Annotated in this window: 15 protein-coding genes; 7 read left to right on the top strand and 8 right to left on the bottom strand. The window is 35.4% G+C overall.

Going from position 1 to position 14,997, the window contains the following annotated elements; genetic code table 11:
* The first annotated feature begins 107 nt into the window (after window positions 1-107).
* From nrdI to nrdF, 3 genes are all read left to right on the top strand, one after another.
* Window positions 108-497, top strand: a complete 390-nt coding sequence (gene nrdI, locus PYW36_RS09295; RefSeq protein WP_037572538.1) for a class Ib ribonucleoside-diphosphate reductase assembly flavoprotein NrdI — start codon at window positions 108-110, stop codon at window positions 495-497.
* On the top strand, window positions 469-2,574 hold the full coding sequence (gene nrdE, locus PYW36_RS09290) for a class 1b ribonucleoside-diphosphate reductase subunit alpha (protein ID WP_103158911.1): 2,106 nt from the start codon (window positions 469-471) through the stop codon (window positions 2,572-2,574). Before nrdI ends, nrdE begins: the two co-directional genes overlap by 29 nt.
* Before the next feature lie 247 nt (window positions 2,575-2,821).
* Window positions 2,822-3,793: a class 1b ribonucleoside-diphosphate reductase subunit beta gene (nrdF, locus tag PYW36_RS09285; RefSeq protein WP_037572532.1), complete on the top strand. Its 972-nt coding sequence runs from the start codon at window positions 2,822-2,824 to the stop codon at window positions 3,791-3,793.
* 557 nt (window positions 3,794-4,350) lie between these two features.
* Here nrdF and PYW36_RS09280 read toward each other — a convergent pair.
* The 3 genes from PYW36_RS09280 to PYW36_RS09270 form a co-directional block, all read right to left on the bottom strand.
* The gene (locus PYW36_RS09280) at window positions 4,351-4,665 is read right to left on the bottom strand and encodes a CHY zinc finger protein (protein WP_037572530.1); all 315 of its coding nucleotides are present in this window, start codon (window positions 4,663-4,665) and stop codon (window positions 4,351-4,353) included.
* 15 nt (window positions 4,666-4,680) lie between these two features.
* Complete coding sequence (gene murB, locus PYW36_RS09275; protein ID WP_165806198.1) at window positions 4,681-5,607, bottom strand: UDP-N-acetylmuramate dehydrogenase; 927 nt, start codon at window positions 5,605-5,607, stop codon at window positions 4,681-4,683.
* A 72-nt stretch (window positions 5,608-5,679) separates the two neighbouring features.
* A complete protein-coding gene (locus tag PYW36_RS09270) occupies window positions 5,680-6,198 on the bottom strand; it encodes a GrpB family protein (RefSeq protein ID WP_103158913.1) in 519 nt (172 codons plus the stop codon).
* A gap of 99 nt (window positions 6,199-6,297) precedes the next feature.
* Here PYW36_RS09270 and PYW36_RS09265 point away from each other — a divergent pair, with 99 nt between their 5' ends.
* From PYW36_RS09265 to PYW36_RS09255, 3 genes are all read left to right on the top strand, one after another.
* A complete protein-coding gene (locus PYW36_RS09265) occupies window positions 6,298-7,197 on the top strand; it encodes an EMYY motif lipoprotein (RefSeq protein ID WP_157946220.1) in 900 nt (299 codons plus the stop codon).
* A gap of 144 nt (window positions 7,198-7,341) precedes the next feature.
* Complete coding sequence (gene ytxJ, locus PYW36_RS09260; protein WP_037572519.1) at window positions 7,342-7,659, top strand: bacillithiol system redox-active protein YtxJ; 318 nt, start codon at window positions 7,342-7,344, stop codon at window positions 7,657-7,659.
* Window positions 7,660-7,778: 119 nt separating this feature from the next.
* Complete coding sequence (locus PYW36_RS09255; RefSeq protein ID WP_103158915.1) at window positions 7,779-8,891, top strand: glycerate kinase; 1,113 nt, start codon at window positions 7,779-7,781, stop codon at window positions 8,889-8,891.
* A gap of 50 nt (window positions 8,892-8,941) precedes the next feature.
* Here PYW36_RS09255 and pepT read toward each other — a convergent pair whose 3' ends face one another.
* The 4 genes from pepT to gdpS form a co-directional block, all read right to left on the bottom strand.
* A complete protein-coding gene (gene pepT / locus PYW36_RS09250; RefSeq protein WP_103158916.1) occupies window positions 8,942-10,168 on the bottom strand; it encodes a peptidase T in 1,227 nt (408 codons plus the stop codon).
* Between the two features lie 12 nt (window positions 10,169-10,180).
* On the bottom strand, window positions 10,181-10,684 hold the full coding sequence (locus tag PYW36_RS09245; protein ID WP_103158917.1) for a threonine/serine exporter family protein: 504 nt from the start codon (window positions 10,682-10,684) through the stop codon (window positions 10,181-10,183).
* 14 nt (window positions 10,685-10,698) lie between these two features.
* Window positions 10,699-11,460 (bottom strand): threonine/serine exporter family protein, encoded by a 762-nt coding sequence (locus PYW36_RS09240; RefSeq protein ID WP_037572509.1) that lies wholly within the window; start codon window positions 11,458-11,460, stop codon window positions 10,699-10,701.
* Between the two features lie 306 nt (window positions 11,461-11,766).
* Window positions 11,767-12,837: a GGDEF domain-containing protein GdpS gene (gdpS, locus tag PYW36_RS09235; protein WP_103158918.1), complete on the bottom strand. Its 1,071-nt coding sequence runs from the start codon at window positions 12,835-12,837 to the stop codon at window positions 11,767-11,769.
* Between the two features lie 221 nt (window positions 12,838-13,058).
* Here gdpS and PYW36_RS09230 point away from each other — a divergent pair, with 221 nt between their 5' ends.
* The gene (locus PYW36_RS09230; protein ID WP_103158919.1) at window positions 13,059-14,105 is read left to right on the top strand and encodes a glycosyltransferase family 4 protein; all 1,047 of its coding nucleotides are present in this window, start codon (window positions 13,059-13,061) and stop codon (window positions 14,103-14,105) included.
* Window positions 14,106-14,153: 48 nt separating this feature from the next.
* Here the strand turns inward: PYW36_RS09230 and PYW36_RS09225 are convergent, their stop codons facing one another.
* The gene (locus PYW36_RS09225; protein ID WP_037572503.1) at window positions 14,154-14,792 is read right to left on the bottom strand and encodes a YigZ family protein; all 639 of its coding nucleotides are present in this window, start codon (window positions 14,790-14,792) and stop codon (window positions 14,154-14,156) included.
* Window positions 14,793-14,997 lie beyond the last annotated feature (205 nt).

Here is a 14,997-nt window from a genome sequence, read left to right as displayed (position 1 = left end):
GCGTTACGGCACAATACAAACGATAGACTCACTCATACAGACATATAATGTTTGAGGTGAGATTGTGCGTGTATATGTTATGGATAAAAAGAAAGGAAGTCCTTACTATGAAAGTGGTTTATTACTCATTTACAGGCAATGTAAAACGCTTTATTAAACGTACTGGATTAACGGACACAATGGAGATTACTGAAAGCTCCGCAACTGAGCGCATTGACGCTCCTTTTGTAATTGTAACAGGTACCATTGGTTTTGGGGAGGTACCAAAGCCAGTGCAACAATTTTTAGAACTCAACTACAAAAATTTACAAGCGGTAGCGGCAAGTGGCAACCGTAATTGGGGGCAAAATTTTGCAAAAGCAGGTATTAGGATTGCAGATGAATATAATGTCCCTTTATTAATGAAATTCGAATTGCATGGCAGTTTAAATGATACAGAGGAATTTAAGGAGAAGGTGGTTAATTTTTATGAAAACTATGGAACAAAAGCAGTATAAACATATCGAATTAAACAACCAAGTAACAAAAAGAAATGAAACAGGTTTTTTTGATTTAGAAAAAGATCAAGAAGCACTTTCGGTTTACTTGGATGAAATCGATGATAAAACTGTCAAATTCGATAATGAACTTGATCGATTACGTTTTCTAGTCGATCAAAACTTTTACTATAATGTATTTGAAGATTATAGTGAACAACAATTAAATGAAATCATCACCTTTGCGAACAATATACCTTTTCAATTTGCGAGTTATATGTCGGCGAGTAAATTTTTTAAAGACTATGCTTTGAAAACAAATGATAAAGCAAAATATCTTGAAAATTATCATCAACATGTGATTATCGTTTCGCTTTATTTAGCAAATGGCCAAGTCGAACTTGCTAAGCAATTTGTACGTGCAATGGTTGAACAACGTTATCAACCAGCAACACCAACTTTCTTGAATGCTGGACGTGCACGTCGTGGAGAATTGGTTTCCTGCTTCTTACTAGAAGTAGATGATAGCTTGAATTCGATTAATTTTATTGATTCAACGGCAAAACAGCTCAGTAAAATAGGGGGAGGCGTTGCGATTAACCTCTCTAAACTTCGCGCACGTGGTGAAGCGATTAAAGGCATCAAAGGCGTCGCAAAAGGGGTGCTTCCTGTAGCTAAAGCTCTAGAAGGCGGATTTAGTTATGCGGATCAACTTGGACAACGTCCAGGCGCAGGAGCAGTCTATTTAAATATTTTCCATTACGACGTCGAAGAGTTTTTAGATACTAAAAAAGTAAATGCCGATGAAGATTTACGTTTGTCTACAATTTCTACAGGTTTAATTGTACCTTCTAAATTTTTCGAACTTGCGAAAGAAGGTAAAGATTTCTTTATGTTTGCTCCTCATACAGTCGAGGAAGAATATGGGGTGACATTGGATGATATTGATATCGATGAGTATTATGATCGTCTTGTTGAAAACCCAAATATTATGAAAAAATCTAAAGATGCACGTGAAATGTTAAATATGATTGCGCAAACACAACTGCAATCCGGTTATCCTTATTTGATGTTTAAAGATAATGCCAATAAAGTGCATCCAAATGCAAATATTGGTCAAATCAAAATGAGTAATTTATGTACGGAAATTTTCCAATTACAAGAGACGTCTATTATTAATGATTACGGTGTTGAAGATGAAATTAAACGTGATATTTCTTGTAATTTAGGATCTTTAAATATTGTCAATGTCATGGAATCTCAGCGTTTCAGAGACTCTGTCCATACAGGTATGGACGCGCTCACGTTTGTCAGCGATGAGGCCAATATTCAGAATGCACCTGGTGTCAGAAAAGCGAACCGTGAACTACATTCGGTTGGATTAGGTGTCATGAACTTACACGGCTTTTTAGCTAAAAACCAAATTAATTATGAATCAGAAGAAGCAAAAGATTTTGCGAATGTTTTCTTTATGATGATGAACTTCTACTCATTGGAACGTTCAATGCAAATCGCAAAAGAACGCGGTGAAAAATTTGCTGATTTCGAACAGTCAGATTATGCTAATGGGCGTTATTTTGAACGCTATGTTAATGAAGACTTTTTACCACAATATGATAAAGTAAAAGCTTTATTTGAACATCATGACATTCCAACACGTGAAGATTGGAAAGCCCTCCAAGCTGAAGTAGAAAAATATGGACTTTACCATGCTTATAGATTAGCCATTGCGCCTACTCAAAGTATTTCGTATGTGCAAAATGCGACAAGTTCTGTGATGCCAATTGTGGATCAAATCGAAAGACGTACCTATGGTAATGCAGAAACATTTTATCCAATGCCATTTTTATCTCCACAAACGATGTGGTATTACAAATCAGCGTTCAATACAGATCAAATGAAATTAATCGATTTAATCGCAACCATTCAAACACATATTGACCAGGGCATCTCAACGATTTTATATGTGAATTCTGAAATTTCAACACGAGAATTGTCTCGTTTATACGTTTATGCGCATCATAAAGGTTTAAAATCTTTATACTATACGCGTAATAAACTGTTGAGTGTTGAAGAATGTACAAGCTGTTCAATTTAATCGATCTGTTTTAGTATTCATAGGTGATGAAATGGAGAACCCATAATGCTATGAATCGCTATAAGCAATACGATGATGCTGTTACGAAATAAAGGGTAAGGGTCTCTCTTTTGCTCTTTATTTCGCATCTTTCATTCAGATTCAGTGACTTAAGGGAAAATATTAAAGGGATTGCGTGCAATCGATGGGAATCGCACGAATATCCTGGTTCATCATATTAATTTAAGAATAGGAGAAATAGATTGCGATGATAGCTGTTAATTGGAATACACAAGAAGATATGACAAATATGTTTTGGCGTCAAAATATAGCTCAAATGTGGGTTGAGACAGAATTTAAAGTTTCTAAAGATATCGCGAGTTGGAAAACTTTAACAGAAGATGAGCAAAATGCTTTTAAAAAAGCTTTAGCAGGGTTAACTGGCTTAGATACTCATCAAGCAGATGATGGTATGCCTTTAATCATGTTACATACCAAAGATTTACGTAAAAAAGCAGTTTACGCTTTTATGGGAATGATGGAACAAATACATGCGAAAAGCTACTCACACATTTTTACGACATTGTTGCCCTCAAAAGAGACAAACTATTTACTAGATGAATGGGTGTTGGAAGAACCTCATTTAAGATACAAATCAGAAAAAATCGTAGGAACCTATCATAAATTATGGGGAGAAGAAGCTTCAATTTATGATCAATATATGGCCAGAGTCGCTAGTGTATTTTTAGAAACATTCTTATTCTATTCAGGTTTCTATTATCCGTTATATCTTGCAGGACAAGGGCGTATGACAACTTCTGGGGAAATCATACGTAAAATTTTATTAGATGAATCCATTCATGGTGTATTCACAGGCTTAGACGCCCAACACTTACGAAATGAATTGTCAGAAAGTGAAAAATTAAAAGCGGACCAAGAAATGTACAAATTACTTGAGGATTTATATAAAAATGAAGCCTCTTATACGCGTGAATTATATGAGCCATTAGGCTTAGCGGAAGATGTTTTAAATTACGTACGCTACAATGGTAATAAAGCATTATCTAATCTTGGTTTTGAACCCTATTTTGAAGAACGTGAATTTAATCCAATTATTGAAAATGCGTTAGATACGTCTACTAAAAACCACGATTTCTTCTCAGTTAAAGGTGATGGTTATACATTGGCATTAAATGTAGAAGCCTTAAAAGACGAAGATTTCATATTTGATGATAAATAAGGTTCTATACTATTAACGGTTGGTGAGTTAATCACTAACCGTTATTTTTGTATTAGATACAAAAAGTGGTTCTATAATAAATCGGACTGATGTATAAATAATTTCATGTATTTGATTATTCCATAAAGCCTCGCTTTTCTAGGCGCCTCACCTCTGCATGAAGACGTTACGAATGAAATAAGTTACGTATTCAGTACACCCATGAACATACGTGAATAGGTAATCCATAGTTTAAGATTGAGAAAATATCAATCTTAAAATGGATTTTCGGTTTCGGCTAGATGCCTCAGAAGTCTCGGCTTAGGAACTAATCAAATACGCAATATATATTCACAAGCGTTATAAAATCTATTTTACGACTCAGTTTTACTGATTTAAGTAGTATTAAATAACCAACAACGTTCAAGAATTTATACTCTTAAAGCAATTTATTATTGCCTTACTCCTTGATTTAATGTGACAAGCTCGATTGGACAGTAAGTCTTTTAAAACAGAAATTCCTAGAATACATTGAGAGACAAAAAAGCAGGACATAACGTCCCGCTTTTTTTCGTCTATTATATTTCAAAATAAACATGATAATGCAATTTGCAACGACTGTTAAAGTGGGCATTGCATTTGGGACATGATTCAATGAGCATATATTCATTAATCGTCATTTCATGTTTGCATACGCCGCACATAATGGCCTTTTCATTAAATTCATGTTCTTTCCATCTCTGAATACGATGATGTTCCGCTTCGTTATGACATTTGTAACATGGATAGTATTTGTTGCAACATTTAAATTTAATTGCAATGACATCAAGAATCGTTTGATAGTGTACACAACGTGTTTCATTATCGATGACTTGACCATATACAGTTGGCATAATTTTGCTCCTTTACTACTGACGTGCTTCTATTTTTTCGCCAATAATACGAACTTCTCTTTCTAAAGTAACATCAAATTTTTCTTTCACGACTTTTTGTACGTGATGGATTAAATCCTCATAATCAGTAGCAGTTCCGTGATCCACATTAACCATAAAACCGGCGTGCTTTTTAGAAACCTCCACACCACCGACACGATAGCCTTGCAGATGGGCATCTTGGATTAATTTACCTGCAAAATAACCAGGTGGTCGACGAAAAACACTGCCACATGATGGATATTCTAACGGTTGTTTAGATTCACGACGCTCTGTTAAGTCGTCCATGACTTCTTGAATTTCATGTTGTTTGCCAGGAGCTAAAGTAAAAGCCGCTTCTAGCACGACATAATGTTCTTTTTGAATGATACTATTTCTGTAGTCTAAATCTAATTCATTATGTGTTAACTGAAACATTTCGCCTTTTTCGTTGACGACACGTGCATAATCGATGACGTCTTTAACTTCACCGCCATAAGCGCCTGCGTTCATGTAAACCGCACCCCCAACAGAACCAGGAATACCACATGCGAACTCAAGCCCTGTTAAAGATAAATCTCTCGCTTGACGAGAAACATCGATAATCGCAGCACCGCTTCCTGCTACAATCGTTGTATCAGAGACGTCGATATAATTTAAATCTAATAGACTTAACACAATGCCTCGTATACCACCATCTCGAATAATAATATTTGAGCCATTTCCTAAATAAGTTACAGGAATGTTGTTTTCATATGCAAATTGTACAACTTTTTGTACCTCTTCATAACTTTTAGGAGAAATATAAAAATCCGCATTACCTCCTGTTTCAGTGTACGTATAACGTTTAAGCGGTTCATCAACTTTAATAATCTCTTCTGGAATGATCTGCTTTAATTTTTGTAAGATGTTAGCGTTATCCAAAAATAACATCCTTTCTTTTATGTCATTACTCTCATTTTAACGCTTTTATAGCTCTAAAGTCATCTAGTAATATCATTTTGACTGAATGAGAGGCAATAATTTTTTAAAGTAATTGGCTTTACGAGTTTCATATTCTCGAATGGACAAATTTTTGATACTTTGTTTGAAATGTGTAAAATCTTGAATCGCTGTCGTATCATTTGACAATAATTCGTCAATTTCTACATATTGATGGAAAATATCCGTGCTTCGTTGGATAATATGTAAACGAACAGTTTGTTTAAGTTCAATTAAATCATTAAATTTTGCCATTAAAACTTTTTTATGCATCGGTTGGTGGATGCGATAAAAGCTAGCATAGTTTAAACGTTTTTCGTCTAAAGAGGTAATATCATGTAAATTATCAACGCCTACCAGGATATCCAGAATCGGTTCAGTCGGATAATTGAAATGTTTAGTGCCTCCAATATGTTGGGTAGTTTTAATGGGCGTATCTAAAAGATTAAATAATATCTCTCGATAAGTGGCGTATTCTTGCTCAAAGTGAGAGGTTTCAGGTTTAACGGTAAATGGTTGGACATGTCGATACATCGTTTACTCCTTAGTTTAATGTATAAATTCTGAATTACTATATCATAGTTTATTTTGAAGTTAAACACGTTTTTTATGAAGCGCGATAGGAGGGGTGAAATGAAGCATACCCTATTTCTACTAATAATGGTTATAAGTGTCGTTAGTCTTTTATCTGCTTGTGGGCAACATCAAAAACAAGATAAACAACAATTTGATCAACAACTCAAAAAGGTTGAACAAAAAGAACAAGCCTTTTATAAAGCCTATAATGATGCTGATTTTCATGAATTAAAGACAATGCGTCATACAGAAGCAACAGAAGACAATAAAGCAGCTTTTGAACAAAAGCAACGCGTGATGAACGAAAGCGTGCGTCCTAAATGGAAAGCATATCGCAAAGAAGCGCAAAAACTACCGACGCCAAATAAAGATGTAGAGGCACTTAAAAAAGAATATCTAAAAGCCGTCGATAAAAAAGGCCAAAGTTTAAATCAGACTTCTGAATTTATATCGCTATGCTTGGATACGATAAAATCCAATGAAAATATCATAGAGTATACACAAAAATTTGAAAAGCGTCGTAAAAGTGTGGAAGATGAATTAACAGAAGCGAAAGTAACACCCCAAGGACAACAAGATAGTGAAATTTTAGAAAGGGTTTTAGCTAAAAATAATAGTAATATTAAAAAAGAAGTAGAGGACGTTCTTTCAGAAAAAAATGAAATCAAACGTTCTCAAAGATTGAAAAACGAAATTCTCCCTCTTATCCAAACGCACATCAAATCCTTAAACCAAGAGCGAATTCATGATAATACGGTAAATAACGCACGTCAACATGCGATTCAAATGTATTATGAATTAGAAAATTATTATAAAGAACGCGCTAAAAACGCTATAAATAGTGAAAAATTATCTGAAATGAATATTAAACACGTTATTAGAACTTCTGACGAATTAGAACATTATGAAACGACTTATCATCAAAAAAATGATGAATTAGAAAGTCAATTACAGTAACTACTGATACATTTTAAAATTAAGTTTTTAAAATAAGGTTAACAATGACGTAGATTATGTGTATAATGAATACCATTGAGAAATGAGAAAAAGTGGTACGGTAAATATTAATATTAAGTAGAATTGAACTTAGAGGTGAAAAGTATGGCGACAAAGCTGACGTCAATTGATCAGTTTGAACAAGTCATCCAACAGTATCCATATGTATTTGTATTAAAACACAGTAATACTTGTCCTATTTCCGAACGCGCAATGGATCAATTTAATAAGTTTTTATATGAAAGAGATATGGACGGGTATTATCTCATCGTTCAAGAAGAACGAGAATTATCAAATTATATCGAAGAAAAAACGGGGATTAAACACGAATCTCCCCAAGCTTTTTACTTTGTAAATGGTGAGGCGTCTTGGCACGAAAGCCATGATAATATTACTGTTTCCTCATTAGCAAAAGCTGAGTAATTTAGAATAGAACGCTCTTAAGTAAGTCGAGATACTTACTTGTGAGCGTTCTCTTCATTTGTATTAAAGGGCAAAGCAAGGCTATAATGAATAATAATATGATGTCGAGAGGTGACAATATGAAAGTACTCGTTGCGATGGATGAATTTAATGGAATTCTGTCGAGTTATGACGCAAACCGCTTTGTTGAAGAAGCGGTGGATAGTCAAATTGAAGACGCAGATATTGTACAAGTTCCATTATTTAACGGGCGACATGAACTTTTAAATTCAGTATTTATGTGGAAATCAGGGACACAATACCGAATCGATGTACATGATGCTGAAATGAATGAAATTGAAGCGCAATATGGGCAAACGGAAGATGGTCTAACGGTGATACAGGCAGAACAATTCCAAAAAGGCACTGGACATTATTTAAACCATACGAGTTATGGTTTGGGTGAAGTGATTCAACACGCATTGAATAAAGGTGCTAAAACATTTGCGATTTCTGTCGGAGGGACGGATACCTTCGATGGCGGTGCAGGGATGTTACAAGCTCTAGGTGCGGTCTTTTATAATGACGATGGAGAACGTGTGGATATGACAAAAGGCTTGGGTCAAGTGAAACATATTCGACGAGTAGATACTAGTGGCTTACATCCTCAGTTAAAAGATACTCACTTTCAAATCTTAATAGATTTTAGTAGCAAAATGTATGGAAAGCAGAGTGCCATCATGCAAAGCTACAAGACGCTTCACTTATCAAGAGAAGAAGCGGTAGAAATTGATAACTTGCTTTGGTATTTTAGTGAAATTATGAAACATGAATTAAAGCTGTCATTAGGCCAAATTGAACGCGGTGGTGCTGGTGGAGGCATGGCTGCGATATTTAAAACGATGTTTAATGCAGAAATTATGACAAGTCATGAACTTGTAGATCAAATTACAGGACTTGAAAATCTAGTTAAACAAGCGGATTTAATTTTGTTTGGCGAAGGGATTAACGAACGCGATCACGTGATTAACACATCGTCATTAAGAATTGCTGAATTGGCACAACAGTACCAAAAATTGGCCATAGCGCTTTGCGGCACATCTGAAAAATTTGAGCAGTATGAGAATTTAGGTGTCACAGCGATGTTCAATGCATTCGATGAAATGCCTAATGAATATCCGGATTTTAAGTTAGGTGTGACATTACGTGCTTATACTGTGCAAGTTGTCAAATTATTAAATGCCCACATTTAAATAAAACCGATGAGCAACGAACACTATGTTCGATACTCATCGGTCTCTTTTTATGCTTCTTTTTCAAAGGTTTGAACGATTCCAATTATAACTTTGATAGCTTGAGCCATGACGTCGATAGACGCATATTCGTAAGGCCCGTGAAAATGGTCACAACCTGTAAAAATGTTCGGGGTCGGTAAGCCCATGAATGATAATTGCGATCCATCTGTCCCTCCACGGATAGGCGCTGTATTAGGAACGATATTTAAAGATTCGTAAACGCGTTTCGGAACATCGATGATGTGAGGGTGGGGGTTAATCTTTTCAGCCATATTACGATATTGATCATTAATTACGAGTTGCACAGGATCATAATGATATTTTGCATTCATATGGGCTTGGATATCGATGAGTGTCTGTTTACGTTTTTCAAAACTTTCATGATCATGATCACGTAAAATGTAATGAAGCGTTGCTGTTTCAACGTTCCCTTCTATTTCAGTTAAATGATAAAAGCCTTCGTAATCTTCTGTATGTTCTGGGACTTCTTTTTCAGGTAATTGGGCATGAAACTGCGTTGCTAAGGCTGAGGCATTGACCATCTTGTTTTTAGCCGAGCCGGGGTGGACATTGACCCCTTCAAAAGTGACTTTAGCTTCTGCTGCGTTAAAGCTTTCAAATTGTAATTCGCCTAACTGACTGCCATCCATTGTGTAGGCAAAATCAGCATTGAATTTTTCTACATTAAATTGATGCGGGCCACGACCAATTTCTTCGTCTGGCGTAAAACCGATACGAATAGTGCCGTGCTTTATTTCTGGATGATTTTTTAAACATTGAAGTGCTTCCATGATTTCAACGACACCGGCTTTATCATCTGCCCCTAATAAAGAAGTCCCATCCGTTGTCATTAACGTATGACTTTTCACTTTCACGATATCTGGAAATACCTCCGGATCAATTATTCTTCCGGAATCACCGAGTTGAATTGTGCCACCATCGTAGTTTTCAATCAGTTGCGGATGAACATGCGCCGCATTAAAATCAGGAGATGTATCCACGTGAGCTAAAAAGCCGATAGTGGGCACAGTTTTTGTCGTATTACTTTCAAGGGTGGCAAATAAATAACCATGTGCATCTAATTCGGTTTTGAGCCCCATCGTTTTAAGTTCATCTTCTAATAAATGCAGTAAATCCCATTGTTCAGGTGTTGAGGGTGTTGTTTCACTATGAGGATTGGACTGTGTATTTATTTTGACGTAACGTGTTAGTCTTTCGATGATATTTTCTTTCATGTTTACACTTCCTTATATACGATTGTTCATATGATAGCCTCTTTTATAGGTCTTACCTTTTAGTTTAGCATAGTGGTGTTTTAAACGCGTGTAGATATAGTAAAAAATTTCGGCACATAAAATTCCAAAAGCGATGGCGCCAGAAGTTAATGTCACTTCTAAAAATTGATTGACGGCTTTTGTATATTCGTTTGATACAAGTAAACGGGTGGCTTCGTATGCGGCACCTCCGGGAACGAGGGGAATAATGCCGGGAACGATGAAAATAATGACGGGCCGTTTATAACGACGACTCATCACGTGACTCATAACGCCTAAAATGAAACTCCCGAAAAAAGCGGCAGGGACCGTTCCAAAGTTTAAATCAAGCGTGAATTTATAAATAATCCATCCCATGGCACCTACAAAACCAGCCGCAACAAGTAATTTTTTAGGTGCGTTGAATAGGATTGAAAACAGCATGGTGGCAATAAAACTGATTAAAAATTGAGCGATATAATAAAAAATAGACATCATAATTTCCAACCCTCCTAAAATATAATTAAGACGACTGCGACACCAGCACCAATCGCAAATGCGGTTAATGCGGCTTCCACACCTCGTGACATACCCGCAAGTAATTCACCCGCCATTAAGTCACGAATCGCATTTGTGATTAAAATACCTGGGACGAGTGGCATGACACCAGCAATTGTAATAATATCTTGGTTTACCGTCATTCCTAATTTTGTGAAAGAGGCAGCAACGGCGATGACGACCATAGAACTAATGAATTCAGAAAAGAATTTAATTTGAATATAACGTTGAACAAGGTCAAAGGTTAAAAACGCACCGGCCCCGGCCATTACAGCATAAATAAAATCGTGGGCCACACCGCCGAACATAAATAAGAAGAACCCAGATGCGATAGCAGCAGATAAAAATTTTACAATAAAAGAAAATTGAAGAGAGGCTTGTTCTAAATGTATCAATTCTGTTTTGGCCTCGTCTAAAGTGATTTTATTTTGTGATATTTTTCGTGAAACATTATTTGCGATAGCAATTTTTTCTAAATCTGTCGTACGCTCTCGCACACGAACTAAGCGCGTGTTTGTACGATCATTGAGTGAAAACATAATGGCAGTTGAAGTGACAAAGGCATATGTATCATCCAAGCCAAAACTCGCTGCAATACGACCCATTGTATCCTCAACACGATAGGTTTCGGCGCCGCTTTCTAGCAAAACTTTTCCCGCTAATAAAACGACATCGAGCACTTTGTTTTCATCAATAATTGTCAGTGAATCTGCCATAGAGGTTCCTCCTTATCAACTGAATCAATTGTCAGTCTACATGTGAATGCTAGATGTTGCAAGATTAATCGAAAGTTTCATTTTAATTTAAGGGGCAACTTAATAGAAATGTCCTAGTAAAAGTGGGCGATTTATAATTTATGGCTAAAAAAATTACAGGTTAGGACGTTTAAACTCCTAACCTGTATGCGGAAGATTTGAATTCAATAAAAGATAATGTCGAGATTTGAATATTTTATTAAAATCAATGTCGTTGTTTGTTGAAAGAGGCATGATTTTTAAAATACTTTTGTGGCGATAATAGCTTTATTGTAGCTTGATAATCGGATTAAACATCACTTTGTTACGCCCTTCATTTTTAGCAATGTGTAACATATCATCGGCATCTTTAAATACTTTACGTTGTGATTTATAGTCATCACTTGTTAAATAGCCAACACCGATGGAGACGGATAATTTAATGACAGATTTGTCAGGCAAGTGGAAATTTGATTTTTCAACACCTTTACGAATACTTTCGGCCAATTTGACGCAATCATCTAATGAATAATTTTTAATAACGATAGAGAATTCTTCTCCACCATTTCTAAATATTCTATGTTTTGGAGGGACATAATTTTGTAAAAGATGAGAAATCTGTTTTAAAATGGCATCTCCAGCTTCGTGTGTATGTGCATCATTCACATCTTTAAAACCGTCAATGTCTATTAATAACAAGGCAAGACTTTGTTTTTTTGTATCGGCGCGTTGTGCTAATGCATTTAAATGTCTGTCGAATTCTTTAACATTTCCTAATCCGGTTAAATAGTCGATTGTATTTTCATTATCGTAGCGATCAATTAAAGTGAAAAAGCGATGTAAATCTACGTAAAATAATGCTGTAATCAACGTCGCAACGATGGATAATGGCAGTAAATACAATACTTCAATCGTGTCAAAGTGAGGGACGATTATTGCAATAACAAGTAAAATGACAATACTAATGATATTTAAGATTTGTATCGCAATAATATGATTTTGTTTAATAAAAGGTCCAATTGTACTTACAATCACTGCAATAATAAGTAGTGAAATGGCAAATGTGAATGTTGTTGAAAGTACAAAATAACTGACAATAGCAATGAGTAACGCAGAAATAAACGTATAAAATGCATTTGTGTATCGACCTAAAAATAATAAAGGAACAAATGAAAGTTGAATGTAATAATGTTCGATGGGGACTGGTTGCAAGGCAAGCAGTAATCCAACGATAGTCATCAATACGCTCATATAACTTTTAGAAAATCTAAAGTCACGCGATTCAGCGTATTGTAACCGATGAAATAAATAGATACCCGCGATGGATACTGATATATTATAAATAATGGCTTCAATCATAGTTATGACTCCTTTACTTAACCCTATGTTATTGTAAGTGAAAAGTTACATTTTGTCATTAAATAATTTAATGCAAGATTAAGATTATTATGAGTAGTGATGCTAACTTAGGTAATTCGTGTTACTATATAATAGGATTGATTATAGAAAGTGCTTGTTTTTTGAATAGGAATAAGTAAAATATAACAGATGAATTAATTTTTAAATTTGTAGGTGAACTGATGTATACACTCACGTTGATTATATTTTCAATGATTGTCAGTTTGATTTTAACACCTATAGTGATAGCGGTTTCCAAAAAGTTAGATATCGTTGATCGACCTAACTTTAGAAAGATACATACTAAACCTATATCTATGTTAGGTGGCTCTGCAATTTTACTCTCTTTCTTTATTGGAATATGGCTCGGCGCTCCAATAGAACGAGAAATAAAACCTCTATTACTAGGTGCTATCGTCATTTATTTAGTTGGGCTTATTGATGACTTATATGATTTGAAACCCGTTTTAAAATTAATTGGACAAATTATAGCCGCGTCTATTGTCGTTGTGTATGGCGTCACTATTGATTTTATTTCGATTCCTATTGGTCCAACGATACATTTTGGCTGGCTAAGTATTCCAATTACTATTTTTTGGATTGTAGCGATTACGAATGCGATTAATTTAATCGATGGTTTGGATGGCCTAGCAGCCGGAGTTTCAACGATTGCTCTTGTAACCATTGCATTTATCGCAATTTTACAAGGTAACATTTTTATTATTATGATTTGTAGTGTTCTGATTGGCTCATTACTCGGATTTCTTGTTTTTAACTTTCATCCGGCAAAGATATTTTTAGGAGACAGTGGCGCATTGTTGCTTGGGTTTATTATAGGTTTCCTTTCTTTATTAGGATTCAAAAATATTACTTTTATTTCACTGTTCTTCCCAATCGTCATTTTGGCAGTGCCATTTATTGATACATTGTTTGCGATGATTCGACGCGTCAAACGAGGTCAGCATATTATGCAAGCGGATAAATCCCATTTGCATCATAAACTGTTAGACTTAGGTTATACTCATCGCCAAACAGTCATATTAATCTATGCGATGGCCATTATGTTCAGTGTCGTAAGTGTCATATTATATCTATCTCAACCTTGTGGTTTCTTTTTAACGGTGCTCCTCATTATCATTACAATAGAGCTTATTGTAGAGTTTACGGGGCTCATTGATGATGATTATCGTCCGTTGCTCAATTTGATTTCAAAACGTCATCCAAAATAAAATCCTGCTACTTAACAGCGAGGAAGGCTTTTAAGTAACAGGATATTTTTATGTCTCGATATCAAAGGCAAGGCGTTTCACAGGATCTTCAGTAAGAACGAATTGGCCTTGTGTATGTTGGTTTAAAAATTGAACAAATGCCTCGCGATCCGATTCGATAACATCAATATCGTAAGTCACTTTATCGGTGTAAACGGTGTCTCTTAAATAAAATGAAGTGGATTGAAGCTCATATTCAAATTTACCGGTTAAATCATAAGAGAGCGTAACGTGAGAAGGGATAGCCGGTTTTAATTCCACGCGACCTGCCGCTTTTATACAATCACGTACAGCTCCACCATAAGCACGAATTAAGCCACCGGTTCCAAGTTTGATGCCACCAAAATAACGCGTAACCACAACAGCAGCATTATGAATATCGTGTTTTTTTAACATTTCAAGCATTGGGACACCTGCTGTTCCACTGGGTTCACCGTCATCGAGCGCTTTTTGAATATGCATCGTGTCCCCAATCGTATAGGCGGAACAATTATGTGTGGCTTCGCGATGCTCTTTTTTCTTAGCTTCTATAAATGATTTTGCTTCTTCTTCAGTTTGGACGGGTTTAATATGAGCGATAAACCGCGATTTACTAATGACATTTTCAATGATGTGTTCACTTTTAATTGTGATGATTGAATCTTCCATAGCACCGGCTCCGATCTTGATTAAAATGTATTAAGATTATTCTTAGCTTAAATGTGAATACTAAAAAAATCAATGGCTTTAATGACTGAAATTTGATATAAAGGATTGTATGATAGTATTAATGTGAAAATATAAATTTATCATCAACGTTACCAAATAAAACGATCGTTAAATAGGTGTGAATGTTGTAAATAATTAGGAGGAC

It is taken from the genome of Staphylococcus chromogenes (assembly GCF_029024625.1).
In the GTDB taxonomy this organism is placed as follows: Bacteria; Bacillota; Bacilli; order Staphylococcales; family Staphylococcaceae; genus Staphylococcus; species Staphylococcus chromogenes.
This window is presented reverse-complemented; position numbering and strand designations above follow the sequence as displayed.

Excerpts from the sequence above, each read along its gene's own strand:
- PYW36_RS09270 (WP_103158913.1), bottom strand. The coding sequence starts at position 6,198 with ATGTATCGACATGTCCAACCATTTACCGTTAAACCTGAAACCTCTCAC.
- nrdF (WP_037572532.1), top strand. The coding sequence starts at position 2,822 with ATGATAGCTGTTAATTGGAATACACAAGAAGATATGACAAATATGTTT.
- pepT (WP_103158916.1), bottom strand. The coding sequence starts at position 10,168 with ATGAAAGAAAATATCATCGAAAGACTAACACGTTACGTCAAAATAAAT.
- ytxJ (WP_037572519.1), top strand. The coding sequence starts at position 7,342 with ATGGCGACAAAGCTGACGTCAATTGATCAGTTTGAACAAGTCATCCAA.
- PYW36_RS09245 (WP_103158917.1), bottom strand. The coding sequence starts at position 10,684 with ATGATGTCTATTTTTTATTATATCGCTCAATTTTTAATCAGTTTTATT.
- PYW36_RS09230 (WP_103158919.1), top strand. The coding sequence starts at position 13,059 with ATGTATACACTCACGTTGATTATATTTTCAATGATTGTCAGTTTGATT.
- nrdE (WP_103158911.1), top strand. The coding sequence starts at position 469 with ATGAAAACTATGGAACAAAAGCAGTATAAACATATCGAATTAAACAAC.
- PYW36_RS09280 (WP_037572530.1), bottom strand. The coding sequence starts at position 4,665 with ATGCCAACTGTATATGGTCAAGTCATCGATAATGAAACACGTTGTGTA.
- PYW36_RS09240 (WP_037572509.1), bottom strand. The coding sequence starts at position 11,460 with ATGGCAGATTCACTGACAATTATTGATGAAAACAAAGTGCTCGATGTC.
- PYW36_RS09225 (WP_037572503.1), bottom strand. The coding sequence starts at position 14,792 with ATGGAAGATTCAATCATCACAATTAAAAGTGAACACATCATTGAAAAT.
- PYW36_RS09255 (WP_103158915.1), top strand. The coding sequence starts at position 7,779 with ATGAAAGTACTCGTTGCGATGGATGAATTTAATGGAATTCTGTCGAGT.
- PYW36_RS09265 (WP_157946220.1), top strand. The coding sequence starts at position 6,298 with ATGAAGCATACCCTATTTCTACTAATAATGGTTATAAGTGTCGTTAGT.
- gdpS (WP_103158918.1), bottom strand. The coding sequence starts at position 12,837 with ATGATTGAAGCCATTATTTATAATATATCAGTATCCATCGCGGGTATC.
- nrdI (WP_037572538.1), top strand. The coding sequence starts at position 108 with ATGAAAGTGGTTTATTACTCATTTACAGGCAATGTAAAACGCTTTATT.